Raw genomic sequence first — 26,122 nt, 5'->3', positions numbered from 1 at the left:
GTGTTTTCGAATTATGATGAACTTCTAAAGGAATTTTTTGAAACTTGTTGAATTTCTTTAGGTAAGGTTCAATGAAAGGTGGAAAACAATGGGAATAACCAGTTCTCCTATTAATAGTAAAATAAACAATGTTTTTATCCATGTTAAAGATTTAAAGAAATCAGTTGAATGGTATTGCAATCTCTTTGGCATCTCGCGAAATAATGACTCTGTAGAATCACCTGTTTACAATATTCCTGTAACAAGTGAAACTGGATTAACTTTAGATGACCATACGTTTGATCCTAATTTTATATTTAAGCCATCCAATAATGTCTTATTTAATTTCTACGCAAAAGATATAGACGAAGCTTACCAATTTATCAAGAGTAATAACATAGCCATTGTTAAAGAAATAGAGCGTATTGGAAATTTTGCTTATTTTAACTTTCAAGACCCAGATGGTAATGTACTTATGATTTGTAATGGTTAATGTTCTTAGGAAGTAGCCGGCTCACTCTCCCTTTACTTAAGTTTTTTTCGCACTTCCTTTTAACTTCACAGTTTGTGTCAACTCTACAATAAGGCAGGTTGTTGAAGCTGCCTTTTCTTATTGGAGGAGACAGATTTAATTTTCTAACCAGGCTGCTGGACGGGAGCAAATCATAATAGTTTTTATGTTAGTTCTAAAATTGACTGTAAACGTAAATTCAGATGCTCTCATTCCCCGTCTTTGAAGAGCCAGTGGAAGTTTGAATCACTTTATCGAAACGCCCATGTTACTCCTGGACTAATAAACCCACAGCATCCATCACGATAGAAAAATTCATCGAGAACCAGGCACTACAAAAAAATTTCATCATATATAGGTGGTATCCGTTCGGATTTGATGAGGAGGATATCATGCAACCTATGTTACCTATGGAAAAATATTTTGGGCAGTTTGAACTGGTGCATGCTTTTTATGGGGCTATGCCTACAGGTGTCAGCGTTTCCGAAACCGGTCGTATTTTTGTATGCTTTCCGAAATGGGGAGACGACGTTCAATTTACTGTGGCGGAAATTGTTGAGGGTGAATTGCATCCTTATCCCAGTGTAGAAACCAATTTGGTTAATACTGGGAATATTAAGATGTCTTTCGTCAGTGTCCAAAGTATCGTTGCTGATGGAAGAGGAACGCTTTGGGTACTAGATACAGGGGCACCAAATTTTTCTGAACCTATACAAGGGGGAGCAAAATTAGTTGCTGTTGATTTAAGCACGAATACAATAAGGAGAGTATATACCTTTACAGAAGATGTTGTCTTGCCAACAACTTATCTGAATGATGTCCGTTTGGATTTTCGGGTTGGAAGAGCAGGCTATGCATATATAACGGATTCTTCTTCCAGAGGGCCAGGGGCTATTATCGTCGTAGATTTAGAAAATGGGAACGCGTTTAGACGGTTAAATGGGGCAATATCAACTTCGCCTGATCCCTATTTTTTACCGAAAGTAGAAGGTGAAATTTTGATGAATCGAAACCCGGACGGCTCGACTTTCCCATTTAGATTGGCTTCCGATAGTTTAGCGATTTCTCCTGATGGAAAGGTTTTATTTTATGCCCCGCTAACCAGCCGTCAGTTGTTCTCGATTTCAACAGAAGCCCTAAGAGACAGAAGGATACAGGACCTGAATTTATCCCGATATGTGCAGTATTGGGGGGAAAAAGGTGGGTCTGATGGAATGATCACCGGCGCAAAAGGAATCGTTTATGCAGGAGACTATGAAAACAATAGTATCCGGAAGATATTGCCGAATGGCACAATGGAAACCATCGCACATGACCCGAGAATTTTATGGCCGGATACTTTTTCGATTGGCCCCGATCAATATTTATATGTCATTGTGAATCAATTACATCGGCAGGCGAGATTTCATTATGGAAGAGACCTCCGGGAAAAACCATATAGTTTACTTCGTATGAGAATTGATGAATTCCCCGCTCCTACCTTTTCATAGTAATCGTAAACGAAGGTAGCTATCCCCCACCAGGGAGCTGCCTTTTTTGTCAGATATTCCAGCAAGTGTCCTATAATAAAGAGGTGACTTAACTCAAATTGAAAAGCCTGCTTCATCTTAGACTTTAAAATATAAATAAAGCACCATAGGCATGTAGCTACATAAGTATCAACTTACGGTAAGAGGAAAAGTTTTGATCAAAACTAGGAGGTAATCATGGGAAGATTAGTTCACCTCGGAATTCATGTGGAAGACATGGAACGGGCAAAGAAATTTTATGGTGAGGTATTTGGATGGTCATTTCAAGATTGGAGTGATTTCGCAGGAATGCCTTACTTGGGAGCGTGACTGGAGATGAGAATGAACCTGGGAAATGGTGCTTTGATGCAGGGTCAAAGTCCTCCGCCGGAAGCTGTCCAAGCTCTTAATCGGTATGCTTGTACAATGGGTGTCGATAATTATTACGAAGCGGAAGCCTTGTTTCTGGATATTTTATGGTAAAATATAGAAAAATATTAAATGGGAGGATGTAAATGAAAATTTTACTAAGATTATCTATAGTTTTAATATTTTCATTGTTTTTGATTCCTGCAAGTGAAGATTGGACAACTGGGAAACCCTTTCTAGTGATTTATGATGAAAATGGAAATGTAGTGGATAAATTAGTAGCTACACCTTAATGAATCTCTTATGAGGTTCTTTTTTTATTGTAGTAGCCGTTAAAAGTGTTCGCTTCTTTATAAGCCTTCCGTTGAGCAGAAGGAAAGGTAATTTTATCTCCAACACGTCTATAAGGAGAGGAAAACTCTGATTTTGATTTCATTGTACGATTCTTTTTCTTTGATACAGGTGGAGAAATATATGAGTTTTCTATCTTTTATTAATACCTTACTATATCTCAGGTCTGATAAAGCTATAACTCGGCATATTGTTGGCAGAAAAGAACTAAAGGTTAATCATACTGTTCATCACATGAAATTAAAGCTGATGCATTAGAATGAGAAGTACTGCAAAAGACAAAAAAGAATTTAAAATAATGAAGAATTAACCATTAATAGCAATAGGAGAAATCATACAAGAAGAAGCAACAGGTATACAATCTGTTGCTTCTTTTTTGTTGAAGTGCTTTGACATTTATTCTGTGAAATCTATGGAATGTTCATAGTGGAAATGTGAGATTTCCCCCTTGTCAAAAGCCAGTTGCTGTTCTCGAAAAAATAATTGCAACTCATTCTAATAAAGGTGAAACAGTATTAGATTGTTTAATGGGTTCAGGGTCAACAGGACAAGTAGCTAAAAATATAAATCGGAACTTCATTGGTTTCGAATTAGATAATACCTATTTTAAAAAAAGTTTCGAAAGCTTTGCATAATGATACCGTAAGCTAAATAGGTTGTTGCTTTATACCTCCTGAAGACATCGGGGTATCCATCTTATATTATGTTTGTTTTTCTCATTTTTATCTTTGGTTCATACATAGTTAGAACATGGCTATGTTAATGCGACTTAGAAAGCGTTATGAATTTAATTTGTAACCTAAAATTTCAAAAAAACAGCTCACCCTTTAAAGTTTGAGCTGTTTTTGGATTTCTATCTATTGATTGTTGAAATTATTTCTGTGAAGTAGTAATGGTTAGGTACACTGATAATATTGAGTATTTACAGTGGGAATGGTATTGGAGTTGGATAAGCATATATGTTTTATTACATATTTCATATAGGATTTTCACTAGACTTAGAACTTAGAAATAGTGAAAAAATTAAGCACAAGGCGCTGGCCGATAAAAACAAGAGAGCATCTGTAAACTCACAGGTGCCCTCCTGATTTTCTCCAAGATCCATTATAAATCTCTTAATTCTGTACAATGAAGTATTTAATCTACCGGACGGTCATCAAAATCATAGTCTACCGTGCCAGGAGCTACACGTGCATTTGTTAATGCCGGAGTTTCCGGACGGGCAATTTGATACACACTGGCACCGACAATTTCAGCTGCTTGCTGCAATTTTTCTTTCGATATCTTATCCAGTGTATCTGTAGGCTGGTGATACCAAGGCTCTACAGGGGAATGGATAAACAAGGCGGATGGAATGCCAAGCTCATGGAATGGTTGGTGGTCACTCCTGCCCAGCTGTCCATAAGGAATCGCAACATCCATCGTTCTGGCCCCTGCTGAGGAACCCAGGTCCGTCACAAGGTTTTTCATTCCATCAATGGTATACATAATCAAACCACCTGCAGGATTATCCTCGCCAGCATCACGTCCGCCTATCATATCCATTTGGAAGTGAGCCACCATGCGGTCTACATCCTCTTTGGGAAGGGAATCAGCATAGAAGGATGATCCAACGAGCCCTCTTTCCTCAGATCCGAACGTGAGGAAGCGAATTTCAGTGTCAATTGGGGTTTTGGCCAGGATCCTTGCAAGTTCCAGCACAGCAGATACACCAGAAGCATCATCGTTTGCACCAGGGCCGCCCGGGACAGAATCATGATGGGCTCCAACAGTCACGATTTGACCATTATCCTTATTGGCTTTTGGTTTTAGGGAAGCGATGACATTGTAGGATGTCTTTTCGATCCTTTCAGCTTTTCCCACTTCCAGAGTGGACGTGATTTGTTTAGTTTTAAGCTGTTCGACCAACTCTAACCCTTGGGCTTGGGTAATGGCTACAGCAGGTATATTTTGCCCCGCTGATACTTGTCCGAAATTATTTCCTGATGGTGAGTTGTTGTACATTAAAACGCCAACCGCTCCTTTATTTAGGACATTCTGAACCTTTTCAACAAAGGTAATGTCCCCACGTTCAACTAGTGCAATTTTCCCAGATACATTTTCTCCAACTTCCTCTGGCTTTGCTTTTCCAACATTAACAAGTTCGGCCGTTACCTTTCCGCTGATACTGCCGCTAAGGGCACGCGGTGTTCCTCCTAAATCACTGTCACCAATTTTCACTTTTACATTTTGCACCGTATCATAGATGGGAAAAGGCTGAACCCTTGTTTCGAAACCAAGACTCTTAAACTGACTTTCTATGTATTTGACTGCACGGAGCTCCCCTTCTGTACCAGCAGCTCTCGGTTGCTCTGATAGATAGGCAATCGTATTATACATATTGTCCGCACTAATTTTTTTGATAACTTTGTTATCAAAAGCAGTGTCAGACTGGGCATTTATTGCTCCGCTAGTTTGTGCAAATCCTGTACCAGTTGATAGAACCATACCCGCAGCTAATAGTACTGTTAGTGATTTTCTATACATATAATCCCTCCTTCTTCATAATCTTCCTAATTATGTATTTAACTGAATAATTTGTAAATGAGTCATTAGTCTTTAAATTCCGAATATAAATCGGTATCTGACATCCGCTCACCCTTAAGATTATGCCGCAAAGAAAAAGCGATCCTTCTTAATGAAGATTCGTATCATGTATTGAAGCCGTCAATATATTGTATTGTAAAAAAATGATCAAACATTCAAATCTATCAACCTCATTTAATCTAACTTTTGAAAAGCAATACCGTTTAGTCCCAATGACAATTTGAAAAAGATAGGGAAACCAATTCTTTCTGGACTAGAAAACCTATGAACGATCTTGGAATGACTTCGGATAAATCATGTAAGAAATCAGCCCGATAAGGGAATCCGCCGACAAAACGGGGATAGTATACGTTATGTAATTTTCAGTCTAAAAAGTCGATTTACTTAATATTCATTTTTTATTATTGATTTTACCATTTCCTAAAATATTCTAATGTTCAAACCTTCACAAATTGTTCACAACAATAATGAAAACGCTTACGATTTTCGTTGTATAATATATATATCCTAATTGATTTCATAGTTTTGCACCAATTATCATACAAGTTTAATAAATAATTGAATAGACAGGAAGGAGATAATCAGATGATCTTAAAATCGTTGAAAAAAAAGGGCATAACGACCATCATTTATTATAAAGAAGGAGTATTAAAAACATGTAAGGGTCAATTGCATAAACTTAACCTTAATGAACAAACCCTTTCCTTAAAGGATGAAAATCAAAAGATTTTCTCTATTCGTTTATCTCGTATTATGGAAATATATTAATTTAATTGCTTTCATTTAATATATTAAAATTACAATATATTTATTAATCCCGAATCTTTAGTTTATTACTAGAGGTTCTTTTTTCATATATGGAAAGCTGGTATGTTTAGCATTCCTGTAGTTAGTAATTTTTCAGTTTTGAAAAAATAGGGCTCCTCATTTCCGGATTGATAAATATAGTTTTTATACTTTATAGATGGCAGTTCCTTCGTGTGGAATTCCTCAATAGGGTGTTTGTAAGAAAAGCTGGGGCGATTAACTATAGAATGTATGGAGTGATTACATAAGAAATTAATATTTATAAGAGATAATTTTTCGTGTTTGTTTCCCTAGGAAATAATCGTCTTTAATGTCAAGTTTTCTATAATTACCCAAATCAAACCCAATTTACTTCACAGTATTTGGGTTTCGTTATTATTTAATTCCAATCACTAATCAAGTTCGTACAGCTTCTGTAATAATGGATGCCAGATTATTTATTATGAGAATAAGTACGTTCAATATAAGTAAAAATAGTCTAATCGCTTCCACTGAAGAAATGGGAATTCCCCTAATAATTAACTATCAAAGAATCGTTAAAATTAACGATACGGCGAAAACGCTTAATTGTTTCATTAAACTTTAAAGTGGTAAATATATATTATGAAACTAGCAGGGAGGTATTAATATGAGAGTTCTAGTAATAGGAACAGAGGACATGACCGGAGAGCACGTTGTAAAACAGCTGGCAGAAAGGTACCATAACCCGGTAGCACTGGTGGGAGCAGAAAATAAAGTAGAGGAAATGGTTAAACTTGGAGCACGAGATGTAGTTTCTTTGGAAAGAAGGGATTTTTCCAGTGCTTTTTCGGGCTGTGAAGCTGTAATCTACCTGAGTAGCGCCAGTCCTCGGACTGGGGAGGGCAAACCAATACTGGTTGACCATCAGTCAGTAATAGACTCTGTTGAGGCTGCTAAGAAACATGGGGTGAAGCGCTTTGTTCTGATGAACACCATGCGAGCAAAAGAAATGGAGAGCTTAGATTCTAGTATAAACGATGTCAAGTACCACTCAGAAGAGCTATTAAAACAGGAAAAGCTTACATATACGGTTATACGGACAAGTATGCCTGTGGATAAGCCGGGAATAGGTAAAGTTGAAGCTGGACCATCAATTCTGAATGACAAAGGCGAGATACCAAAAGAGGATATTGCTTCTGTATTGGTCAAAGCGCTGGATACTGAAGAAGTATTTAATAAAACGTTCCATGTAACTTCTGGCGAAATTCTGATTGATGAAGCACTCCAAAGATTATAGATAACTCGAGTAACTTGCACAAAAAATAAGAAGCAAAGGGTGATAAAATGTCCAAGTTAAAAAATTACCTTCCTACTGTTTTAAAAGGATCTGCCGTTTTAGGGACAGTTGCGGCCGCAGCGTACTTTTAACGAAAGGATGATACACAAAAACAACATTCAATCCTGAGGAACTTCCCCCTAATCGGCAGAATTAGATACATGACAGAGCAAATAGGACCTGAACTTAGGCAGTATTTATTTGAAAATAATAATGAAGGCACCCCTTTCTCTAGAAAGGAATTCGAGGATGTTGTAAAAGCAGGAAAATATAAGGAGCGTTTAATCGGATTTGGATCGGAACGTGACTTCAATGAGGCTGGATACTATATTCGAAATAGTATGTTTCCCAATCTCCGGGAAGAATTGAGAATAGATAATAGCCAAAAAATCAATACAAAGGTATATGAAGTTGATGAGGAAGGTCTATTGTCCAGAAAGGAGAAGCGGGAAGATAGACAAATAGAACCGTACTTTTTACGAGACGAGGATGCTGTCATAATCGGAGGGGATACATGCCGGAATCCCTTTAAATTAAAGGGGCTCGTAGGACAATCTGCAATGAGCTACGGGGCACTCGGTGAGAATGCCATCACTGCACTGTCGAGAGGATTAGGGCTTGCAGGAGGAACATGGATGAATACTGGTGAAGGTGGTCTTTCCAAATATCATCTCTCCGGAAATCCCGACATCATGATGCAAATCGGTCCGGGACTGTTTGGAGTGAGGACACCAGGTGGGGAGTTCTCCTGGGAAGAATTCAAGAAGAAAAGTGAAATCGGGCAAGTAAAGGCATTTGAAATTAAGCTGGCACAAGGTGCCAAAATCAGAGGTGGACATATTGAAGGACAGAAGGTGACAGAAGAAATTGCCCAAATCCGCCTGGTAGAACCTGGCCAAACAATCAATAGCCCTAACCGGTTCTATGAATTCAAGAATTTTAATGAATTGTTCGAATTTGTGGAAAGAATGAGGGATGTAGGCGGAAAGCCTATCGGTATCAAAATTGTTGTGGGGGATCTTGATGCACTTGAGGAAATGACGAAAACCATGAGAGATACAGGTAAAGGGCCGGATTTTATCACGGTGGATGGCGGGGAAGGCGGAACTGGGGCAACCTATCAGGAGCTTGCAGATGCAGTCGGACTCCCAATTATGTCAGCCTTGCCACTTGTAGATGAGATGTTAAAAAAATATGGTGTACGTAACCGGGTCAAGCTGATTGCATCAGGCAAGCTGACTTCTCCAGATAAAGTGGCGGTCGCTTTAGCGATGGGGGCAGATTTAGTCAATATAGCCCGCGGTTTTATGATTAGCGTTGGCTGCATCATGGCTGAAATCTGCCATACAAACCATTGCCCTGCAGGAGTAGCTACAACTGATTCAAAGTTGCAGGAAGGGCTGGTTATTGAGGAAAAACAATACCGAGTCGCCAATTACGTGATTTCCCTCCGCGAGGGGCTATTTAACCTTGCAGCTGCCGCAGGTATAGATACTCCGACCAAATTTGAACGAAAACACATCGTTCACAAGGATGAGTGGGGAAGAGTTTCCCCTGTCCGGGACATCACCCTCACTCCCGAAAAAGTGGAGAAGTTAAGAAATAAGGAAAAAGTGGAGAAATAGCTTGGCGGGATTTTTATTTTTATTATATAGAAGAAACTCGTCAAAAAGGTAAGCCTTTGCTCAATGCAGCAAAGGCTATTTAAGTGCGTCCGGCATTGGTGCAATGTATATCTCTCGAATCATGAAGGCAGTAGTAGTGGTTAGCTTAACGCAAGGGTGTCTGGAGTGACCCATAATCTGATGGAATCGAGCGGCAATCCTCCGGTCCGAGGAGCAGGAACTTGATACAAGGCTAGTTAACATGGATGAGTCTGCTTGACAAGATAAAGTCTGTAAGGCCTAAAGTGTTGCAGAGTAAATTAAGCGGATAGAAGGAGAGGAAGATTGCCGCAGTTGTCGACTTACTTAGCGATGAGTAGCTGGAACAGTCTGAAGGCAGCAAAGGTCATAGTAGCATTCCAACTTCAGATGGAATGGGGAACACGCATTGCAGCTTGTCTGAATGTTTTCTACAGTATCATAAAAAGTTTGGACCAGAGTATAGGCGCGATTTAAGAATTTCATATAGATTGTCATGTGGGATTGGAAAAAGAATTCGGGTGTTTTAACAATGTGATTAAATGATTTCCCTCAGACTTTTCACTCCCTGTTCCTATATGATAAATATTCTAAAAATCTCTTGGACGCAAGGGAAAGTGATTTTTGTTCTCTCATTGCAATACCAATAGTTCTAAAAGCAGGAAATTCAAGCTCTTTCGCTATAATTTTATGAGGAATACGCTGTAAAATCAATTCTGGTAATATACTGATTCCTAGCCCGTTTTCCACCATAGACATAATTGCGTAGTCATCCCATGTTGTAAAATTAACTTGCGGTGAAATATGGTGCTTCTCAAAAATTTCAGAGATTTCTGCTTTTGCGCCCTTTTCTAATAGCATAAACGGACTGTTCAGTAAGTCGTTGATTGGAAACTTTTCGCAATTAGCAAGGGGATGATTTTGAGGTATCACTACCAGCAAACGGTCTTGCTCCAAAAAGGTAGTTTCAAGCTCTGTTTTTGATGGTAGCCGCACAAATCCGAAGTCAACACGTCCATTTAAAATCCAGCTTTCAATTTCTGTATAATCACCAAGCAGAAGTTCAAAATCTATCTTTGGATAATCTTTTTTGAAAATTCTAATAATGTTAGGGAGCCAATGGGTGGCTACGCTGGAAAATGTCCCAATACGAATCATTCCAGACTGCATATCGTGTAAGTCTTCGATCTGCGTCATTAAGATTTCATGCTCATTACAGATTCGCTTTAATTGGGGCAGTAACTTTAAGCCATCCGAGGTTAAACTAATCCCGGCACGTCCTCTTTCGAAAAGGAAAACCCCCCATTCCGTTTCCAAATCGTTTATCATACGGCTGATCCCAGACTGTGTATAATCCAATGCTTCGGCAGCTTTTGTAAAGCTACCAAATTCTGCTGCTTTTACAAATGCCATATATTTTTGGATATTCATATCTCTTTCTCCTACCCATCCGATTTAATCATGAACATCATGAGAAACATTCGTTTTTGTAATGCATGTGAATATGATATGTTATTGCTATTAAAAATTCAAGTTAGGAAAGGAAAAGGTATTTAAGGATGTTTTTGTGAGTGAAGGGTGCATATTTCACAATATTGCCTCATTACTCCTGTTTGGCTTCAACGAAATTGTTGCCAGTTACATTTTAATTGGACAGCAAAATAATCGTTTTTTTTGCGGACTTTGATAGGGGGCATATTCCTCATTCGAATATTAGCATTGTCTAAGCAGAGTTTTGGAAAAACAAGTCACGCTTTTGTATTTAGTGATTTTCGGCGTAGCGATGGGTGTAAGTAGGATATTTTTATTTCAAACATGCTCACAAATCGGTGTAGGTATTGTCACCCTGCATATTATTGAAGTCCTTTGATCGCTTTTATTAAAAACAGGTTAAGAATCTGCGAAATATAAGTTGTTTCGCAGATTCGAAGGAGTAAACGATGAAATCTAAAATTCAATTTATATTATCAATGATTATTTTCGGCACAATTGGTTTAGTTGTTCGATACATTGATCTATCTTCGAGCGAAAGAGCTTTAGTAAGCAGTTTCATAGGATGCTTGTTTTTACTGTTAATATTCTTCATGAGTAAGGAGAAAATAACATGGAATTTAGTTAAATCTAATGCTTTATTTTTGATTCTTTCAAGTATTGCATTGGGAGGGAATTGGATCTTTCTTTATCAATCCTACGATCATACAACACTTGCCAACGCAACGCTAGGTTATTACTTTGCACCTGTGTTTGTGATGATTCTTTCTCCCTTTGTACTTCGGGAACAATTATCCATTAAAAAAATTGTGTGCATCGGTGTAGCGATCATTGGTATGTTTATGATTGTAGGAGAAGGCGTGAGTGCATCTAGATCAGATGATATTATTGGAATTTCCTTTGGATTAATCGCAGCTGCATTTTATGCAGCGTTATTGCTTTTAAATAAATTTATTAAAGATATGGGAAAGTTAGAGCTGACCATCATTCAGCTTGGAATAACCACATTACTTCTAATGCCATATGTTTTCTTTACTGAAGGCTTTGGTATTATTGAAGTATCAAGTTCTTCCATTCCTTTTATTTTAATTTTAGGGATCATCAATACAGGGATTGGATTTTGGTTATTTTTCTCTGGTATGGAAAAATTAAAAGCGCAGAGTATAGCTATGCTAAGTTATGTAGATCCATTTGTAGCTATATTGATTTCTGCAATTATCTTGCAAGAACAAATGACAATAGTTCAAATGCTGGGTGGGATATTACTATTAGGCTCTACATTTGTTAGTGAAATTAAATCAGTCAACTTTTCAAAACAATTAATGAAGACTATAAATAACTGATTATTCAAATAAAATAGAAGTGAAAGGTAAAATATCGAAGTTTCCAGGAAGGATTGTTTACAAATGGAAAATGAACTCGTCTAGTTTCATCTTCTGAGACCCATGAGATAGTAAAAGTAACAGAAAGACCAGAAGTCATTTCATTTGCGGGGGGACTTCCAGCTCCAGAGCTGTTCCTGTAGAAGCGCTTAAAGTTGTTTGCAATGAAGTATTGCATGAAGAGGGCGCGGTGAAATAGGTTATATTATAAAAAATTATTATTTATTTGAATAATTCATTAGGAACAGATGAAACAACCTACTGCCAGATTAATAGAAATGAAGCAGAATGATCAAATGAAGCTGCTTCATTTTTTTATTGGAGTCCAAAACCAGCACAAATGACATAACTTTTTTAAAATTTGCACAAGTGGCAGATTTTTGTTGACGTAGCTATTTTTGAAAGCGTATACTAAACTCAATAAAGAAGCACAAATGATTACGTCTGCACAAATGTGCATATCGAAAAGGGTGTGGAACTAAATGGATAAAAGGGAAGAAAAGAGACTCTTAGTTAAAATTGCTCAAATGTACTATGAAGAAGATATGACACAAGGTGCCATTTCAAAAGAATTAGGTATATACCGAACATCCGTCAGCAGACTTTTAAAAAAAGCAAGGGAAGATGGTGTAGTTAAAATTACTGTCAGCAGCGATATTGATGGAGCTTTTGAATTGGAACGTCAATTGGAAAAGTTGTTTGGCTTAAAAGAGGTAATTATCGTTCCTGAAAAAAGAGACAGTACCGAACTGGATAAAAAGAAAGTAGTAGCGATGGCCGCGGCTGAATTACTAAAACGGATTATTAAAGACGGCGATGTCGTAGGCTGTGCTTGGGGAAGCACAATGGCCAGTCTGATCGGTGAATTTACCAACGCCGGAAAAAAAGACGCTCACTTTGTCCCTTTAGTAGGCGGGCCTGGACCTATGGATACGAAGCATCACGTTAATAGAATTGTTTATAATATTGCAGAAGATTTTGGAGGAACTTCTTATTTTATTGATGCAGCGGCAGTAGTGGAAAAAAAAGAGACAAAGGATGACATTGTTCAATCTCACTACTTCACTAAAATAACGGAGCTTTGGGACAACTTAACAATTGCAGTAGTAGGGATTGGGAACCCAAACCAATCATCTAATTTAGTCTGGGCTGGCTTTTGCGGCAATCGGGAAATTGAAGATTTAAATCAACAAGGTGCAATAGGTGAAGTCTGCTCACGCTTTTATGATATAGATGGAAACCTGATTCAATCTGACTTAGCTGATCGAACAATAGCCATTGAGCTGGAAAAGCTGAAAAATATTCCATACTCAATTGGTATTGCAGAGTCTGTTGAAAAAGCTCCTTCCATTATTGGGGGATTAAGAGGAGGATACATTAACACTCTGATCACCACTGAGGAAACGGCAAATGCAATCATTGAAATTATAGAGGAAAAAGGAACTTCCTTAACTTAAGAAGTATGGATTAAATATCTGATTGTAAGCAGAAACAAAATGTAAGAATCAGTTCATATGAAAAGAGGAAATCAAAATGCTATGGTATGTCATTGTATTAATTGGTTTTTCTTGGCTCCTTCAAAGCATTTTGGGATTTTTGCAAATCAAGCATTTCAATAAAAAGTATGCAGAGTTGAGAAAGCTTGGAAGGGTCGCGATTGGGAAAAAAACGGGACTTTTTCAATCAGGCACTGTCGTAATGTTTGCAATTGACCGAAAAAACAACATTTTGAAAGCCGCCAAAATGCAGGGAGTGACCGTGCTTTCAAGAGTAAGGAACTTAAAAGGGTTTGAAGGGAAAAATCTCTTACACCTCTGTGAAGAGGATTTTAATAAAGTAAATAAGTTAACAAAATTAGCCATTGAGGATGCACTGAACAGCTATCATATAATCTCTAAAGGAGGTGAATTGAAGGTTAAGAAAGGCTGGATTGATTTACTGTTATCAAAAAAATAGAAATTATTGAGGTGAATTGAATGGATTGGCTTACAAATGCAGCAGATGGCTTTATGAATTTATTTAGAGCAGGTGCCGAAACTTTTGTCGATTTAGTAACAGGTATTGTTCCACTTCTTATCATGCTTTTAGTTGCAATGAATGCCCTTATACGGTTGGTTGGAGAAGAAAGAGTGGAACGGATCGCGAAGAAATCGAGTAAGAACCCACTAACAAGATATTTTGTTCTTCCGGTAATTGGAACGTTCGCTTTGGCAAATCCAATGACGTTATCACTTGGGAAATTTTTGCCGGAAAAATTCAAACCAAGCTATTATGCTGCTGCTTCTTATTCCTGCCACACGCATAACGGACTTTTTCCACACGTTAATCCAGGAGAGCTGTTCGTATTCTTGGGAATTGCTGCAGGTATTACAACACTGGGATTTGAAACAACAGAACTAGCCCTTCGTTACTTCTTGGTGGGGATTTTCACAAACTTTTTAAGAGGCTGGGTAACAGATTTAACAACTTATTATGTATCTAAGCAGCAAGGCATTAAATTGAAGGAAACAGTGGGTCTCTAAGGAGGGGAAAGGAATGACGCAAACGGTTACGAAGTACAAGTCAATTATCGTTAATGCAGGGCTAGGCGGCTTTGGGGGGCCATTAGTGATTTCACCGACAGAAGAAAAAAATAAAGTGGTTTATGTAACGGGCGGAACAAGACCCGATATTGCAGACACCATTGCAGATTTAACAGGCTGTGAATTAGTCGACGGATTTAAAACGAGTGTACCAGAGAATGAAATGGCGTGTGTCATCATTGATTGTGGCGGAACGCTCCGATGTGGCTTATACCCCAAAAAAAGAATCATGACGATCAATATCATGCCTACTGGACAAAGTGGCCCGTTAGCAATGCACATTACCGAGGACATTTACGTTTCTGGAGTAAAGCCTCAAAACATTGAATTGTATGAAGGTGCTGCAACACCTCCAACATCCAATGTGAACAATGCTAACGGACAAATTGAAAAAACAATTTCTAAACCTAAGTATAACGCAGATGAAAAAATTAGTGAACAAAGAAAGCCTAAAGGCGTCATAGCACGCATTGGGATGGCGATGGGTTCCATCGTCAATGTCTTTTATCAGGCTGGCCGTGACACGATAGATACTGTCATTAAAACCATTTTACCGTTTATGGCTTTCGTGGCCATGTTAATCGGGGTGATTAAAGCATCTGGAATTGGGGATGTGTTCGCACAATACTTATCACCATTTGCAGGATCTTTGCCGGGCTTGCTCTTAATCTCTTTAATTTGCTCATTCCCATTATTATCACCATTCTTGGGACCGGGAGCTGTTATTTCACAGGTCATTGGGACATTAATTGGAGTGGAAATTGGAAAAGGAAATATCCCTCCGCACCTTGCATTGCCAGCTCTTTTCGCGATTAACTCACAGGCTGGAGCTGATTTTGTTCCAGTTGGGCTAGGTTTAGCAGAGGCAGAAGTGGAAACCATTGAAGTCGGAGTTCCTTCCGTATTGTACGGACGTTTTTTAACCGGAGCACCAACCGTTTTTATTGCTTGGCTCGCAAGCTTCGGTATGTATGAATAATTAAATTCTGAATGAATGATGTAAAGCAAAGAATTGGAGGAGTTTCTTGTGCAGACAGTTTATCAAACTAAAATTAACCAACTTGGTCCATCTGTCCCTGATTTTCTTGGAGAAAAAATGTTCATTCTTTTCGGAGCTGATGCCCCGAGTGAATTAGCGGATTATTGCCTATTAATTGATGTTAATGAAATTAATGGAGAAATCGAAAAGGGTGACATTCTCGTCTTAGGCAATCAGCAATATACCATTACCTCTGTAGGTGACGTGGTAAAAAAGAATTTAGGATCACTTGGACATATCACGTTAAAATTCAATGGTTCTGAAACGGCAGAATTACCTGGCACTATACATCTTGAAGAAAGAGATATTCAAATGCCGCAAGCAGGGACAACTCTTCAAATCTTGAAAAAATAAACTCACCAAAGATTTATATAGAATAATTGAATGCAAGAAGAGGGAAGTTCCCTCACCGGAAAATTATTCTCGATATATATAAAGGGAGGAAAAAGAATGAATGAATCATGGCCTCAATTAGAAAATAAAGTGGCAATTGTTACGGGTGGTGCCTCTGGAATTGGCTCAAAAATTACAGCACATTTAGTAAAGAACGGTACAAAGGTAATAGTATCCGATCTAAATGTAATAACTGGTGAACAAACTGATGGAACGTATCATATCCAATGCGACGTAACCAATAAAGAAAGCGTGGAACATATGGTCACCAAAGCCACTGAATTATTTGGAACTATAGATATTTTAGTTAATAATGCTGGTGTAAATTTACCGCGTTTACTTGTCGATTTCCGTGGCGAAAAGCCAGAGTATGAGTTAAGTGAAAAGGATTTTGATTTCATGGTTGCCGTCAATCAAAAAGGACCTTACCTTTGTGCTCAGGCAGTTGCGAGAGTAATGGTGAAAAATAATAAAGGTGTAATCATTAATATCTCTTCAGAAGCAGGTATGGAAGGATCTTCTGGACAAAGTGTTTATTCAGCAACAAAAGGTGCCGTCAATGGCTTTACCCGTTCCTGGGCAAAAGAACTGGGGAAGTTCAACATCCGCGTTGTGGGTGTTGCGCCAGGGATCAATGAGCAAACAGGTTTAACAACAGATGCTTATAATGAAGCATTAGCTTACACGCGTGGAGTAACAGTAGAAGGCCTTGGATCTGACTACAGCAAAACAATACCACTTGGACGACCTGGTAAATTGGATGAAATTGGTGAATTAGTCACTTATCTAGCTTCAGACCGTTCTAGTTATATTACAGGTACAACCGTTAATATTTCAGGTGGAAAATCCCGAGGATAAATATAATGGCATTAATCATCCTCGTTTTCCTCCAAATTATGAATGAAAACGAGGATGAATGTTGGTTTTAGTTTGTTAATAACAAGGTGCGTTCGAATAAAAAGGTTAGCCAGTTTATTTTACTGGTTGCCCTTTTTTTAATAGAATCTATTAAATTAGTAGACAAGGTAAAGTGTAAGTGTGCGTGTGACGTGACCCCGTGAACTATACCCGATGGTCTGGATAGGGAATAAGGAGCGAGCCCAATTCAGACATTTCAAGATTAATCTTATCCGTAGGGGGAAGTTGCTTTACGGCTTTAAGAATATAAGCTTGTGGACGTTTCCCGCAAGCTTCCGATAGGTGACTGGCAGGAAGTCATTCGCTTGGCAGGACAAGAAGTGGGCTAGAAAGTATTTAATCGATTTTTATTTGAGAATAGAATAAAATTTATATAGTTGAATGTTACTGTTTCAAACACAGGGGTCTTTATTAGTTATGAATAAAAATAAACAACCAAGGGAGAAACCAAATTGGTTGTTTATTTTTTATTTTCGCTCCTTTCGTAAAGATTGTTGTTTTTACGAAACTATTTAAGGTTGATTGGAGCGGAAGTGCGAGACTCCTGCGGGAGCAGCGGGACAGGTGAGACCCCACAGGCGTTTACGCCGAGGAGGCTCACCGCACGCCCCGCGGAAAGCGAGCATCTGGAGGGGAAATCAACCACACCGCACTACTTGGTAAATAGCAACAAAGTATGCGAAAACAGCCTTTATTTTTTAGTAGCTTCCTTGGCCGATATAACCTTTTGTACAAACTTTCTGTCATTTTTGTACCCTATTCTGTCCAAGGTGAATGCAAAATACAATCACAGAAATTTTTATTTTTATATTCCGGTCTAAAATATTCAATAATATCTTCCTTCATATTGCCGAAAGTGGTTTCTGGCTTATGCTTAAAGCCCTCATAAAACGCTGGAATAATGTCCTTTTTGAAATTGTTACGTGGGAAGGCTTTTATAATTTCTTCACGCAAGTCGTCAGGGAATTGTTCAAAGCCATCTCCCATCACATCTAAACCAACACCTGAAAAGAGTAGTGCCACTTCAGCTTCTTTATGTTCTGCAACGCCAGGTGTCGTATGTAATGCAATAGCATCCCATACAAGACGGATCGACTCATCTGGAATTTGATACTGTTGTAAAAAGCTCCTCGCAGCATTTGCACCGTCTACTTCAAATCGTAAATCTGGACTGCTGAACTTTTTTGTTAAACCTAAATCATGGAATAATGCACTAACATATAGCAACTCTAAATCATGATTCTGCTTCGTTTTTTTTCCGTTGACTGCACCAAATAAAAATACACGATTTGAATGATTCCACAACAAGTCGTCCCCATGCTCGCGTAAAAGATCTGCTGCTTCTTTAGCCAATTGAGAATCTGGAATTTTAATACCTGCTACTTCTTGAAACATAATTAAAAATCCCCTTTACAATTTGATTATGAACTTGTTTTCATTGTAAAGAGGAATTTATCATTTATCTATCCATTCATTTCTATGATAATAATAGATAAAAACTATAATATAGAACTTTTTAAAGAAGCTATCTCATCTTTTTCTGTATGAAAACGCAGCCTTTCGATTTCACATAATAATAACTCAATATACTTACGTGCTGCATAATTGATAAAACGATTCTTTTTCATCACGAGATAAACAGATCTAGTCAAAGTTGGTTTTTCAATACGTTGGAAAAATAAATCCTCTGTATCATAAAATTCATATAATGTACGCGAAACAAAACTGCGGCCAACCCCATTTCGAACGAGCTTCAAGATAGATTCAATGCTAGACGTTTCGACGATAGGTTCTAACTGCCTGCCAGCCTCAAGACTCGTTTTATCAAGTATTTTTCTGCATTGATGGATATTTGGAAATAAAATAAGCGGACTGTCTAAAACATCGGAAAATGAAACCTTCCGCTCTCCATTACTTTGATTACTAATCAGGTAAAATTCTTCATCATACAACTTCGTCACCATCAACATATAATCACGATTGTATTCAAAACCAATACCAAAATCAGCTTGATTCTCTAAAACAGCCATTTCCACTTGATCCGTACTTTGAACAAACACTTTTATGTTTGGATATAATTGGTTGAATTTAATGCACAAAGTGGAAACCAAATCAGTTATTTCTCCTGGTAACACGGCAATTTTCAATTCCCCGATTTCTACTTTTGTAAGTGCTCTAATTTGAGAAGATATACTTTGTAAGGAATATTGAATATTCAATGCTTCTTGTTGTACGATTTCACCCACCTTGGTAAGTTCAATCTTCTTACCAATACGGTTAAATAGTGCATAGCCTATATCTTGTTCAAGCATTTTAATTTGATGGCTTAAAGTTGGTTGCGAAATTCCTAATTTTTCAGCTGCTTTTGTAAAATGCAGTTCTTTACTGACCATTAAGAAATATTCTAAATGTCTTATTTCGATATTATTTCAATCCTTTCTAATGAAAAAAATTAAATCTGTATGCTTCCAATAAAATAATCTAGTTATTAAGTTACTTTATTTGAAGGGATTATTCCATAATTTGGCCCGATTGCTGGATAAAATTAAAAAACACCATTAGCTATCTGTTATTTTGGTTCATAAATAACTCACAATGATGTTGGATAACGGGCCTGGTTAAACAGAAAACTGTCTATATTGCTTAAAATTGAAGTCGTAATTAATTCACTAAATGTAAGTTTATATACGTCAAAATAAAAGGTCATCATTATATGAAAATTGTAATCACCATTGACATGCGCAATTAATAATAATTGTACCTTTTTAGATGTCAGATCACATAATAGAATATCTCATATAATACTTAAAATTTGAGAGTAGCCGAAAATGACAAATATCAAGGAGGAGCTAAATCATGTATATACCTAAACATTTTCAACTCAAGGATGAAGAAATAATTTATGATTTTATTGAAAAGTACAGCTTTGCCACTTTATTTTCTCGACACAATGGAGAACCATACGCTACCCATCTTCCACTCACATTAAATAAAGGTGAAAGTGCTTTATATGGTCATTTTGCCCGCCCAAACGAACAATGGAAGGATATAGAATACCAACAAGTTCTTGCGGTTTTCCAAGGTCCTCACTCTTATATATCTCCTTCTTGGTATGAAACAACGATGGCAGTTCCTACTTGGAATTATGTCTCTATCCATTTATATGGAAAGATGGAGATTGTCAAAGATCAAAAAGTCATATTCGATTCACTGAATGATATGGTAAACAAATATGAAAATCCAGAAAGCCCATACCGTTTAAAGGATGTGGATTCCAGATTTATCGAAGGAATGAGTAAAGGGATTGTAGCTTTTAAAATAAAAATCACAAAAATTGAAGCGAAAGCTAAATTAAGTCAAAATCACCCTGTTGAACGTCAAGAATTAATTATTAAGCATCTTGAAAACACTTCTCAACAAGGTAATATACAAATAGCATCTCTTATGAAGAAAAATCTACAAAAATAAAAGTTATTCGACTTTGTCTTGTTCAATAATGTGGTAGATCAAAAACTAAGCCTAATTCCAGACGGAAATTAGGCTTAGTTTTTGATCTACAGCCGCACTTAATGTCATCGCAATAAAAAATTAAGGGTCCTATGAAGATTATTTATCATTGCAGCACCAAACATTCAATTAAAACAGCTACAAATTGGTTCAAAGAATGGTGGAGTTATTCTTTGAACCATGCATTCTTTAAGAGTTTCACACCCACATCAATTTCATGGGAAGAAAGATTACTGAAACCTAATTTAACCATTGGTCCGTCGGTGTTATTTTTAATGAAGTAGAGAGAAGTAGGATACACAGTAACTCCATGTAAGGAAGCTTGCTGAATTAACCATTCTTCTGAATGCTTCAGATGTACTTTGACTAATACGTACAAACCAGATTGTTCACCAATAATGGATATATTTTGATCGAATTGCTCTTTTAAAGCGGATACTAAGTGCTGCATTTTTCTTTTATAAACTAGGCGCATGCGTTTTATATGTCTACTCCATTCTCCCTCTTCCATAAATTTAGCCATTGTAAGCTGGCTAAGCAGGGAGGTGGTGGCTTCAAAATGAAGAAACTGATTTTTATAACGATTTAAAAGTGGCTGTGGCAAGACCATATAACTTAAACGAATTCCTGGAAGAAAGGACTTCGAGAAATTCCCTAAATAAATGACTCTTGCTGAATCAATGGAGGCAAGAGCAGGGAATGGTTTTTGTGTATAGCGAAATTCACTATCATAATCGTCTTCGATAATATATCCACGCATCTTGTTAACCCAATGAATAATCATTTGCCGTTGTTGGATGGACATGCTTACTCCAATTGGACTTTGATGGGAAGGAGTTACATAGATTAATCGTGATTTCATTTGTTCTAATTGTGAAAGTTCAGCACCTGTTTCATAAACCGGCAAAGTTTCAAACATAAAACGATGGAAATGAAAAGCTTCCCTAGCACCGTCGTAACCAGGGTCTTCAACTATAATACTCTGGAATTCATCCTTCAGTATATGTCCAAGGTATACAAGCATTTGTTGGGTACTGCTTCCGATAATAATTGCATTTGCATTTGTTTTCACGCCGCGTGATTGGAATAAATATGTTGAGATTTGTTCGCGCAGGCATTCTTCCCCAAATGGTTCCCCGTATCGAAAGCTATCCTGTAATGTTAATACTTGATTAGCAATTTTCCTCCAAATTTTCAGTGGGAAATGAGTTTGATCAACGGCATCTGCCCTGAAATTAATTACTGGAGGTATCTTGGACTCAGTCTGCTTTTTATCATAAGAGATTAAGGGTTCCTGAAATATACGGGGTTCTAACTCGTTTGCAAAATATCCTTTTCTGCCCTCTCCACGAATATAACCTTCAGCAACAAGTTGTTCATATGCCAATAAAGTTGTATTGCGACTTACATGTAAAGAATCTGCAAGTTGACGAATGGAGGGTAATTGCTCATTTGCCAAAATGTCTCCTTGTTCAATATATGATTTGAATTTCTCATAGATTTGTTTGTATTTTGGGGCGTTATCATTGAACGTAAAAATGGTATTATTCATTTGCATTCCCTCTGACATGTATATTTGTTTAATATTGTACCTTTTTTTATGTCAACTTGTATAATAATATTTTTTTATCGGATATTTATTTTTAAAATTCAAATACAAGTTGAAAGGAAGATGATTGTGTACATTCCTAAGCAATATCGTATGAAAAATGAAGAAGCAGTTCAAATTATGAAGTCTAACCCGTTTGCCTTATTGATCACTGTTAATGAACATCGTCCCTTAGCTACTCATATCCCTTTGGAAATTCGCGAAGATGAAGGGAAAATCTATGCGACTGGGCATATTGCATACGGAAACATGCAGAAAAAGACTTTAGACAATAATAGTGATGTGTTACTGATTTTCCAAGGGCAGCACGCTTACATTTCATCAAGTTGGTATCAGTGCGAAGAGGTTCCTACATGGGACTATCTAGCTGTACATGCGTATGGATCAGCTCGTTTAATCACTGAAGACGAGCTGATTTCCTCCTTGGATACTATGCTTAATCATTATGAGGGTCACCGAGAAAATGGCCGGACCTGGGAAACGTTTGATCCAGAGTTGCTAAAGAGTGAAATGAAAGGAATAGTGGGCTTTGAAATTGAAATCACATCTATTCAAGCTGCAGCCAAAATGAGTCAAAATCGTAATGACACCGATTACAAAGCGATTATTACAGAGCTTGAAAAATCAAATGAACAAGGGGAGATTCAGGTTGCGAAATGGATGCGTGAGCAGAGGAAAGGGTCAATTGAATGATTAGTATATTAATAGGGTTTGCAGTGGCACCCTAAAAACAAAAATGGTGTTTAACATTTTTTAAGGAAAGCAAAGGTAAGTCAAAACCATTCCTTACAGACAAGAGCTCATAATAAAAAAAGTTGGAACAGATTCCTTTTCTAAATGAGCAACAAATCGCCTCCTTCGATGAAAGCGAACCTTAAAAAAGTGTAACCTTACTTTCGCCATCAAGGAGGAGCCCAATAAATCTTGTGCCAAAATACAATAAGGAGTTGCTTTTTATGGAGTTTTCAAATATTTGGCTATTTGTACTTACTGCTGCTACATTGTTAATAATACCTGGACCAGCTGTGTTGTATATTATGGCAAGAAGTATAGACCAAGGGAAGAAGGCGGGCATAGTATCAGTTCTTGGTGTATCACTTGGCGGTTCTGTTCACGTTTTAGCTGGAGCGATTGGAGTTTCAGCGATCCTTATGACATCAGCAACAACCTTTAATATCGTTAAATACTTGGGTGCTGCTTATCTTATCTATCTGGGGTGCAGGACTTTATTTTCTACATCTGATCGAACGACTTCAGAAATTCCAAAAGCCCCTCGCAAAAAGTTATTAAAGATATTTTACGAATCTGCGCTCGTAGAAGTAATGAATCCTAAGACAGCTCTCTTTTTTTTAGCCTTCTTTCCGCAATTCATATCACCTTCGGCTGGTTCAGTCACCATACAATTTTTACTTTTAGGAATTATATTTATTATCCTAGCTTTCATTAGTGATGGTCTGTATGCAGTACTTGCAGCAAGTATTAGAAAGCGGATTCTGGGTAGTGAAGTGAATTCTAGGTTTCAGAATCGGATAACTGGTTATTTATATATTGTTCTAGGGGTATTCTCCGTCTTTGCGAGCCCCTCCAAAACATAAGAGTATTTGATAAAAATCGATTCTACTAAGATAATAAATAAAATGAAATGGAAAGATTATGCCTAGATTTATCATTGATGATGATTTTTGGTCGTCATCCCCTCATGCAATTGCATGCTCTTACCTCTGTTTGTAGACAAAGGGGGTTCGGAATTAAAAAATTTCTTAATGCATATCTTTCATCAAATCATAAAGGAAAGAGAAGTCAATGGCAGCCTCAATTTTAAGAACCAACTAGATCGCAGGCACCAGTTGATCTCCCTGATAGAATCATGTTTAGAAGGCATCCTCAGCACACAAGTTTTTTTAATAATTCGGTTAAAATCAATAAAGACTCTAGGCAAAAGGTTTCTATCTAAAGGTTTGGAGCGGAAGTGCGAGACTCCTGCGGGAAAAACGTGTCAAGGGGAGACCCCCCAGGCGCAAAGGTGCAGAGGAGGCTTCCTTGCGACCGTCCGCTGAAAGCGAGTGCCTGAAGCGGAAATCAACGTCTAAATAGTACACCCATAAAAAACCATAGGCATACTCAATTTTCATCGAGTTTGCCTACAGTCTGAGGTAAGGGCACTATTATACTCTTATCTTTTCTTTGATAATTGCAGCTTCTGCCTTTTTAAACTTAACAAATACGTTGTCATACTCGGTTTACAAGTAATTCATCATCTTTTGTTTTTAACGGGAATTATGAAAGTAAAAGGAAAGTCGTTCAAAAAAAGAGAAGGGTTTTATCATAAAGGGTCATTTCTTATTAATAGGGGCTTCTAATGAAGCTCCTGCGTTAGTGGAAAAGTAAGAATTCACCCTTGTCAAAATTAAGTTATTGTTTGAAAAAGTATTACATCGTTTTATGGGGTCAGGATCAACAGGACAGGCTGCAATTAACCTAAAAGGGAACTTTATTGGTTTCGAATTAGATAATAAGCTACGAATGTTAAGCTTTTAAAAGTTGATTGTGCAGTCTTATTTTGGCCGTGAGATAAGTGTTTATTTGATACAGGTATTTTAGTATTGAGGTACTGTCACATGCCCTAGTTTGATGGGCATGTGACGGTATACCTTTAACATCATTTCTCTTTTTTTGGTTTGAGTTTTCCTGTGCAACGGGTAGTTGCACATTTGCAGGAAACTGCAAGATACAGCAAGATACAGCTTGGATAACAGTCTAACATCAGTAAAAAAGGGAGCTTGTTTTAAAACAAGCTCCCACTTATAATAAATTATTGGTTCTAAGGATGTATTCTTTTTTTATTCCAGGAAATCCTCGGTCGAAATTACATTGGCATACATACCGTTAAGTGCGCTGACAAAGGCATAATGGACCTGTTCAGCTGGAACGACCTTATCTTGATAAGATAAGTCCCTTGTCGCACATGCATCTTCAATAAGTGTAGTTTCAAAGCCTAAATCCACTGCAGCTCTGACTGTGGCATCAATGCACATATGCGTCATCATACCTACAATCACTAGCTTTGTCACTCCTTTTTCTTTTAATTTGCTTTCTAATTCAGTCTGTAAAAAGCTGTTAGGGAAATGTTTTATGATAACGCTTTCGTGTTCTAATGGTAGAACAGCTTCATTCAGTTTAACTCCATCCGTATTCGGAAGAAAAAAGCCTAACCCAGGATCACTAGCGATATGCTGAACATGAAAAATATTATCTTTGTTATTCTGCCTAAACCATTCAAGAACTTTAGCAGCATTAGCGGCTGCTTTTTCAGGGGTGCTTAATTCCATCTTTCCATTTGGAAAATAGTCATTTTGAATATCGACAATGATTAAAGCTGTGCTCATTTTTTCCACCTCTTTATAAAATTTTAGTACAATATAATGATAAATGATATATTGATTTCTATCGATACTTTGATGAAACACTTTTATATCAAAGCATTTCATGGTGAAAGGAATTTATTATGGAACTTGATAACATTGATTTTCAAATCCTTCGGTTATTATCCGAAAATTCACGTATTCAGTGGAAAGACTTAGGTGAACAAATTCATATGACGGGACAAGCAGTAGGAAATCGGATTAAAAAACTTGAGGGAAATGGAGTAATTAAAGCCTACTCACTAATAGTCGATGAAATGAAATTAGGACTTTCTTATACAGCATTTGTCATTATTTATATGAAAACAGCAAACCATGATTCGTTTATACGTTTTATTAATGATAGAAATGAGATAGTTGAAGCTCACCGAGTATCGGGAGAAGGTTGTTACCATTTAAAAATAAAAGTTAACTCTCAAGAACTATTGAATCTTTTTCTTAATAAAATTCTCGATTATGGGAACTATTCTTTATATCTATCAATACAAGAAATTAAGCAACATAATCCATTGACTGCCACAATTTAATAAATATATTTTTATTTAAAAGAAGACACTGTATTCCCAATCATCATGAATCGTTCCAAGTATGGGATGTTCGACTGGGACAGTAGCAGTGGGAATAGTCTTTTTAAATATCGTAGATTCGAAGGGAAAAGAAAAACGGTAGATGATTATGCGCTTGCTTATGTTGGTGTTGGAATGGTTGATATAGTAATTGTTAGTTTT

The 26,122-nt window shown here is 37.3% G+C and carries 24 protein-coding genes and 2 pseudogenes; 20 read left to right on the top strand and 6 right to left on the bottom strand.

Features of this window, described 5'->3' with window-relative positions; translation table 11 throughout:
* Window positions 1–88: 88 nt before the first annotated feature.
* From MHB45_RS11935 to MHB45_RS28290, 5 genes and pseudogenes are all read left to right on the top strand, one after another.
* Entirely contained in the window at window positions 89–472 is a 384-nt protein-coding gene (locus MHB45_RS11935; protein WP_048685785.1) for a VOC family protein, read from the top strand.
* A gap of 410 nt (window positions 473–882) precedes the next feature.
* The gene (locus tag MHB45_RS11930) at window positions 883–1,980 is read left to right on the top strand and encodes an L-dopachrome tautomerase-related protein (protein ID WP_340907882.1); all 1,098 of its coding nucleotides are present in this window, start codon (window positions 883–885) and stop codon (window positions 1,978–1,980) included.
* Window positions 1,981–2,196: 216 nt separating this feature from the next.
* Window positions 2,197–2,469 (top strand): annotated as a pseudogene (locus tag MHB45_RS11925) (VOC family protein); the annotation flags it as partial.
* A 44-nt stretch (window positions 2,470–2,513) separates the two neighbouring features.
* Window positions 2,514–2,660: a hypothetical protein gene (locus MHB45_RS11920; protein WP_153246137.1), complete on the top strand. Its 147-nt coding sequence runs from the start codon at window positions 2,514–2,516 to the stop codon at window positions 2,658–2,660.
* A gap of 492 nt (window positions 2,661–3,152) precedes the next feature.
* Window positions 3,153–3,353 carry a site-specific DNA-methyltransferase gene (locus MHB45_RS28290; RefSeq protein WP_072273095.1) on the top strand — a complete coding sequence of 67 codons (201 nt, stop codon included), beginning with the start codon at window positions 3,153–3,155 and terminating at the stop codon, window positions 3,351–3,353.
* A gap of 502 nt (window positions 3,354–3,855) precedes the next feature.
* Here MHB45_RS28290 and MHB45_RS11915 read toward each other — a convergent pair.
* Window positions 3,856–5,244, bottom strand: a complete 1,389-nt coding sequence (locus MHB45_RS11915) for a M28 family peptidase (protein ID WP_202186871.1) — start codon at window positions 5,242–5,244, stop codon at window positions 3,856–3,858.
* Window positions 5,245–5,889: 645 nt separating this feature from the next.
* On the opposite strand from MHB45_RS11915, the gene MHB45_RS11910 reads away from it, so the two are divergent.
* The 3 genes and pseudogenes from MHB45_RS11910 (at window position 5,890) to MHB45_RS11900 (ending at window position 9,033) form a co-directional block, all read left to right on the top strand.
* Entirely contained in the window at window positions 5,890–6,072 is a 183-nt protein-coding gene (locus MHB45_RS11910; RefSeq protein ID WP_034307388.1) for a YolD-like family protein, read from the top strand.
* A gap of 667 nt (window positions 6,073–6,739) precedes the next feature.
* The gene (locus MHB45_RS11905) at window positions 6,740–7,369 is read left to right on the top strand and encodes an NAD(P)H-binding protein (RefSeq protein WP_253349505.1); all 630 of its coding nucleotides are present in this window, start codon (window positions 6,740–6,742) and stop codon (window positions 7,367–7,369) included.
* Window positions 7,370–7,416: 47 nt separating this feature from the next.
* A pseudogene (locus tag MHB45_RS11900) lies at window positions 7,417–9,033 on the top strand (FMN-binding glutamate synthase family protein).
* Window positions 9,034–9,612: 579 nt separating this feature from the next.
* Here MHB45_RS11900 and MHB45_RS11895 read toward each other — a convergent pair.
* Window positions 9,613–10,482: a LysR family transcriptional regulator gene (locus MHB45_RS11895; protein ID WP_072273092.1), complete on the bottom strand. Its 870-nt coding sequence runs from the start codon at window positions 10,480–10,482 to the stop codon at window positions 9,613–9,615.
* Window positions 10,483–10,991: 509 nt separating this feature from the next.
* On the opposite strand from MHB45_RS11895, the gene MHB45_RS11890 reads away from it, so the two are divergent.
* From MHB45_RS11890 to MHB45_RS11860, 7 genes are all read left to right on the top strand, one after another.
* Window positions 10,992–11,885, top strand: a complete 894-nt coding sequence (locus MHB45_RS11890; RefSeq protein ID WP_072273091.1) for a DMT family transporter — start codon at window positions 10,992–10,994, stop codon at window positions 11,883–11,885.
* Between the two features lie 521 nt (window positions 11,886–12,406).
* Window positions 12,407–13,381: a sugar-binding transcriptional regulator gene (locus MHB45_RS11885; RefSeq protein WP_072273090.1), complete on the top strand. Its 975-nt coding sequence runs from the start codon at window positions 12,407–12,409 to the stop codon at window positions 13,379–13,381.
* A 76-nt stretch (window positions 13,382–13,457) separates the two neighbouring features.
* Window positions 13,458–13,880 carry a transcriptional regulator GutM gene (locus MHB45_RS11880; protein ID WP_072273089.1) on the top strand — a complete coding sequence of 141 codons (423 nt, stop codon included), beginning with the start codon at window positions 13,458–13,460 and terminating at the stop codon, window positions 13,878–13,880.
* Window positions 13,881–13,900: 20 nt separating this feature from the next.
* Window positions 13,901–14,446 carry a PTS glucitol/sorbitol transporter subunit IIC gene (gene srlA / locus MHB45_RS11875; RefSeq protein ID WP_053535301.1) on the top strand — a complete coding sequence of 182 codons (546 nt, stop codon included), beginning with the start codon at window positions 13,901–13,903 and terminating at the stop codon, window positions 14,444–14,446.
* Window positions 14,447–14,459: 13 nt separating this feature from the next.
* A complete protein-coding gene (gene srlE / locus MHB45_RS11870; protein ID WP_072273088.1) occupies window positions 14,460–15,485 on the top strand; it encodes a PTS glucitol/sorbitol transporter subunit IIB in 1,026 nt (341 codons plus the stop codon).
* Between the two features lie 48 nt (window positions 15,486–15,533).
* A complete protein-coding gene (locus MHB45_RS11865; protein WP_063590892.1) occupies window positions 15,534–15,899 on the top strand; it encodes a PTS glucitol/sorbitol transporter subunit IIA in 366 nt (121 codons plus the stop codon).
* A 96-nt stretch (window positions 15,900–15,995) separates the two neighbouring features.
* The gene (locus tag MHB45_RS11860; protein WP_072273087.1) at window positions 15,996–16,796 is read left to right on the top strand and encodes an SDR family oxidoreductase; all 801 of its coding nucleotides are present in this window, start codon (window positions 15,996–15,998) and stop codon (window positions 16,794–16,796) included.
* Between the two features lie 816 nt (window positions 16,797–17,612).
* Here MHB45_RS11860 and MHB45_RS11855 read toward each other — a convergent pair.
* Entirely contained in the window at window positions 17,613–18,251 is a 639-nt protein-coding gene (locus MHB45_RS11855; RefSeq protein WP_048686137.1) for an HD domain-containing protein, read from the bottom strand.
* Between the two features lie 104 nt (window positions 18,252–18,355).
* Window positions 18,356–19,273, bottom strand: a complete 918-nt coding sequence (locus tag MHB45_RS11850) for a LysR family transcriptional regulator (RefSeq protein ID WP_260089025.1) — start codon at window positions 19,271–19,273, stop codon at window positions 18,356–18,358.
* Window positions 19,274–19,712: 439 nt separating this feature from the next.
* Here MHB45_RS11850 and MHB45_RS11845 point away from each other — a divergent pair, with 439 nt between their 5' ends.
* Window positions 19,713–20,324 (top strand): FMN-binding negative transcriptional regulator, encoded by a 612-nt coding sequence (locus tag MHB45_RS11845; protein WP_048686133.1) that lies wholly within the window; start codon window positions 19,713–19,715, stop codon window positions 20,322–20,324.
* Window positions 20,325–20,529: 205 nt separating this feature from the next.
* Here MHB45_RS11845 and pdxR read toward each other — a convergent pair whose 3' ends face one another.
* Window positions 20,530–21,915: a MocR-like pyridoxine biosynthesis transcription factor PdxR gene (gene pdxR, locus MHB45_RS11840; RefSeq protein WP_048686131.1), complete on the bottom strand. Its 1,386-nt coding sequence runs from the start codon at window positions 21,913–21,915 to the stop codon at window positions 20,530–20,532.
* A 120-nt stretch (window positions 21,916–22,035) separates the two neighbouring features.
* Between pdxR and MHB45_RS11835 the strand changes: the two genes are divergently transcribed.
* The 3 genes from MHB45_RS11835 (at window position 22,036) to MHB45_RS28285 (ending at window position 24,510) form a co-directional block, all read left to right on the top strand.
* Window positions 22,036–22,665 carry an FMN-binding negative transcriptional regulator gene (locus tag MHB45_RS11835; RefSeq protein ID WP_207118002.1) on the top strand — a complete coding sequence of 210 codons (630 nt, stop codon included), beginning with the start codon at window positions 22,036–22,038 and terminating at the stop codon, window positions 22,663–22,665.
* Window positions 22,666–22,928: 263 nt separating this feature from the next.
* On the top strand, window positions 22,929–23,567 hold the full coding sequence (locus MHB45_RS11830) for a LysE family translocator (RefSeq protein WP_048686126.1): 639 nt from the start codon (window positions 22,929–22,931) through the stop codon (window positions 23,565–23,567).
* Between the two features lie 820 nt (window positions 23,568–24,387).
* Window positions 24,388–24,510 carry a DNA methyltransferase gene (locus MHB45_RS28285; RefSeq protein ID WP_081088624.1) on the top strand — a complete coding sequence of 41 codons (123 nt, stop codon included), beginning with the start codon at window positions 24,388–24,390 and terminating at the stop codon, window positions 24,508–24,510.
* 302 nt (window positions 24,511–24,812) lie between these two features.
* Here MHB45_RS28285 and MHB45_RS11825 read toward each other — a convergent pair whose 3' ends face one another.
* Window positions 24,813–25,358: a cysteine hydrolase family protein gene (locus MHB45_RS11825; protein WP_072273085.1), complete on the bottom strand. Its 546-nt coding sequence runs from the start codon at window positions 25,356–25,358 to the stop codon at window positions 24,813–24,815.
* A gap of 119 nt (window positions 25,359–25,477) precedes the next feature.
* On the opposite strand from MHB45_RS11825, the gene MHB45_RS11820 reads away from it, so the two are divergent.
* The gene (locus MHB45_RS11820) at window positions 25,478–25,921 is read left to right on the top strand and encodes an Lrp/AsnC family transcriptional regulator (RefSeq protein WP_260089023.1); all 444 of its coding nucleotides are present in this window, start codon (window positions 25,478–25,480) and stop codon (window positions 25,919–25,921) included.
* Window positions 25,922–26,122 lie beyond the last annotated feature (201 nt).

The sequence above is a fragment of the Peribacillus sp. FSL K6-5616 genome, assembly GCF_038008245.1.
Taxonomy (GTDB): domain Bacteria; phylum Bacillota; class Bacilli; order Bacillales; family DSM-1321; genus Peribacillus; species Peribacillus frigoritolerans.
This window is presented reverse-complemented; position numbering and strand designations above follow the sequence as displayed.

Excerpts from the sequence above, each read along its gene's own strand:
- MHB45_RS11935 (WP_048685785.1), top strand. The coding sequence starts at position 89 with ATGGGAATAACCAGTTCTCCTATTAATAGTAAAATAAACAATGTTTTT.
- MHB45_RS11930 (WP_340907882.1), top strand. The coding sequence starts at position 883 with ATGCAACCTATGTTACCTATGGAAAAATATTTTGGGCAGTTTGAACTG.
- MHB45_RS11920 (WP_153246137.1), top strand. The coding sequence starts at position 2,514 with ATGAAAATTTTACTAAGATTATCTATAGTTTTAATATTTTCATTGTTT.
- MHB45_RS11915 (WP_202186871.1), bottom strand. The coding sequence starts at position 5,244 with ATGTATAGAAAATCACTAACAGTACTATTAGCTGCGGGTATGGTTCTA.
- MHB45_RS11910 (WP_034307388.1), top strand. The coding sequence starts at position 5,890 with ATGATCTTAAAATCGTTGAAAAAAAAGGGCATAACGACCATCATTTAT.
- MHB45_RS11905 (WP_253349505.1), top strand. The coding sequence starts at position 6,740 with ATGAGAGTTCTAGTAATAGGAACAGAGGACATGACCGGAGAGCACGTT.
- MHB45_RS11895 (WP_072273092.1), bottom strand. The coding sequence starts at position 10,482 with ATGAATATCCAAAAATATATGGCATTTGTAAAAGCAGCAGAATTTGGT.
- MHB45_RS11890 (WP_072273091.1), top strand. The coding sequence starts at position 10,992 with ATGAAATCTAAAATTCAATTTATATTATCAATGATTATTTTCGGCACA.
- MHB45_RS11885 (WP_072273090.1), top strand. The coding sequence starts at position 12,407 with ATGGATAAAAGGGAAGAAAAGAGACTCTTAGTTAAAATTGCTCAAATG.
- MHB45_RS11880 (WP_072273089.1), top strand. The coding sequence starts at position 13,458 with ATGCTATGGTATGTCATTGTATTAATTGGTTTTTCTTGGCTCCTTCAA.
- srlA (WP_053535301.1), top strand. The coding sequence starts at position 13,901 with ATGGATTGGCTTACAAATGCAGCAGATGGCTTTATGAATTTATTTAGA.
- srlE (WP_072273088.1), top strand. The coding sequence starts at position 14,460 with ATGACGCAAACGGTTACGAAGTACAAGTCAATTATCGTTAATGCAGGG.
- MHB45_RS11860 (WP_072273087.1), top strand. The coding sequence starts at position 15,996 with ATGAATGAATCATGGCCTCAATTAGAAAATAAAGTGGCAATTGTTACG.
- MHB45_RS11855 (WP_048686137.1), bottom strand. The coding sequence starts at position 18,251 with ATGTTTCAAGAAGTAGCAGGTATTAAAATTCCAGATTCTCAATTGGCT.
- MHB45_RS11845 (WP_048686133.1), top strand. The coding sequence starts at position 19,713 with ATGTATATACCTAAACATTTTCAACTCAAGGATGAAGAAATAATTTAT.
- pdxR (WP_048686131.1), bottom strand. The coding sequence starts at position 21,915 with ATGAATAATACCATTTTTACGTTCAATGATAACGCCCCAAAATACAAA.
- MHB45_RS11835 (WP_207118002.1), top strand. The coding sequence starts at position 22,036 with ATGATTGTGTACATTCCTAAGCAATATCGTATGAAAAATGAAGAAGCA.
- MHB45_RS11830 (WP_048686126.1), top strand. The coding sequence starts at position 22,929 with ATGGAGTTTTCAAATATTTGGCTATTTGTACTTACTGCTGCTACATTG.
- MHB45_RS11825 (WP_072273085.1), bottom strand. The coding sequence starts at position 25,358 with ATGAGCACAGCTTTAATCATTGTCGATATTCAAAATGACTATTTTCCA.
- MHB45_RS11820 (WP_260089023.1), top strand. The coding sequence starts at position 25,478 with ATGGAACTTGATAACATTGATTTTCAAATCCTTCGGTTATTATCCGAA.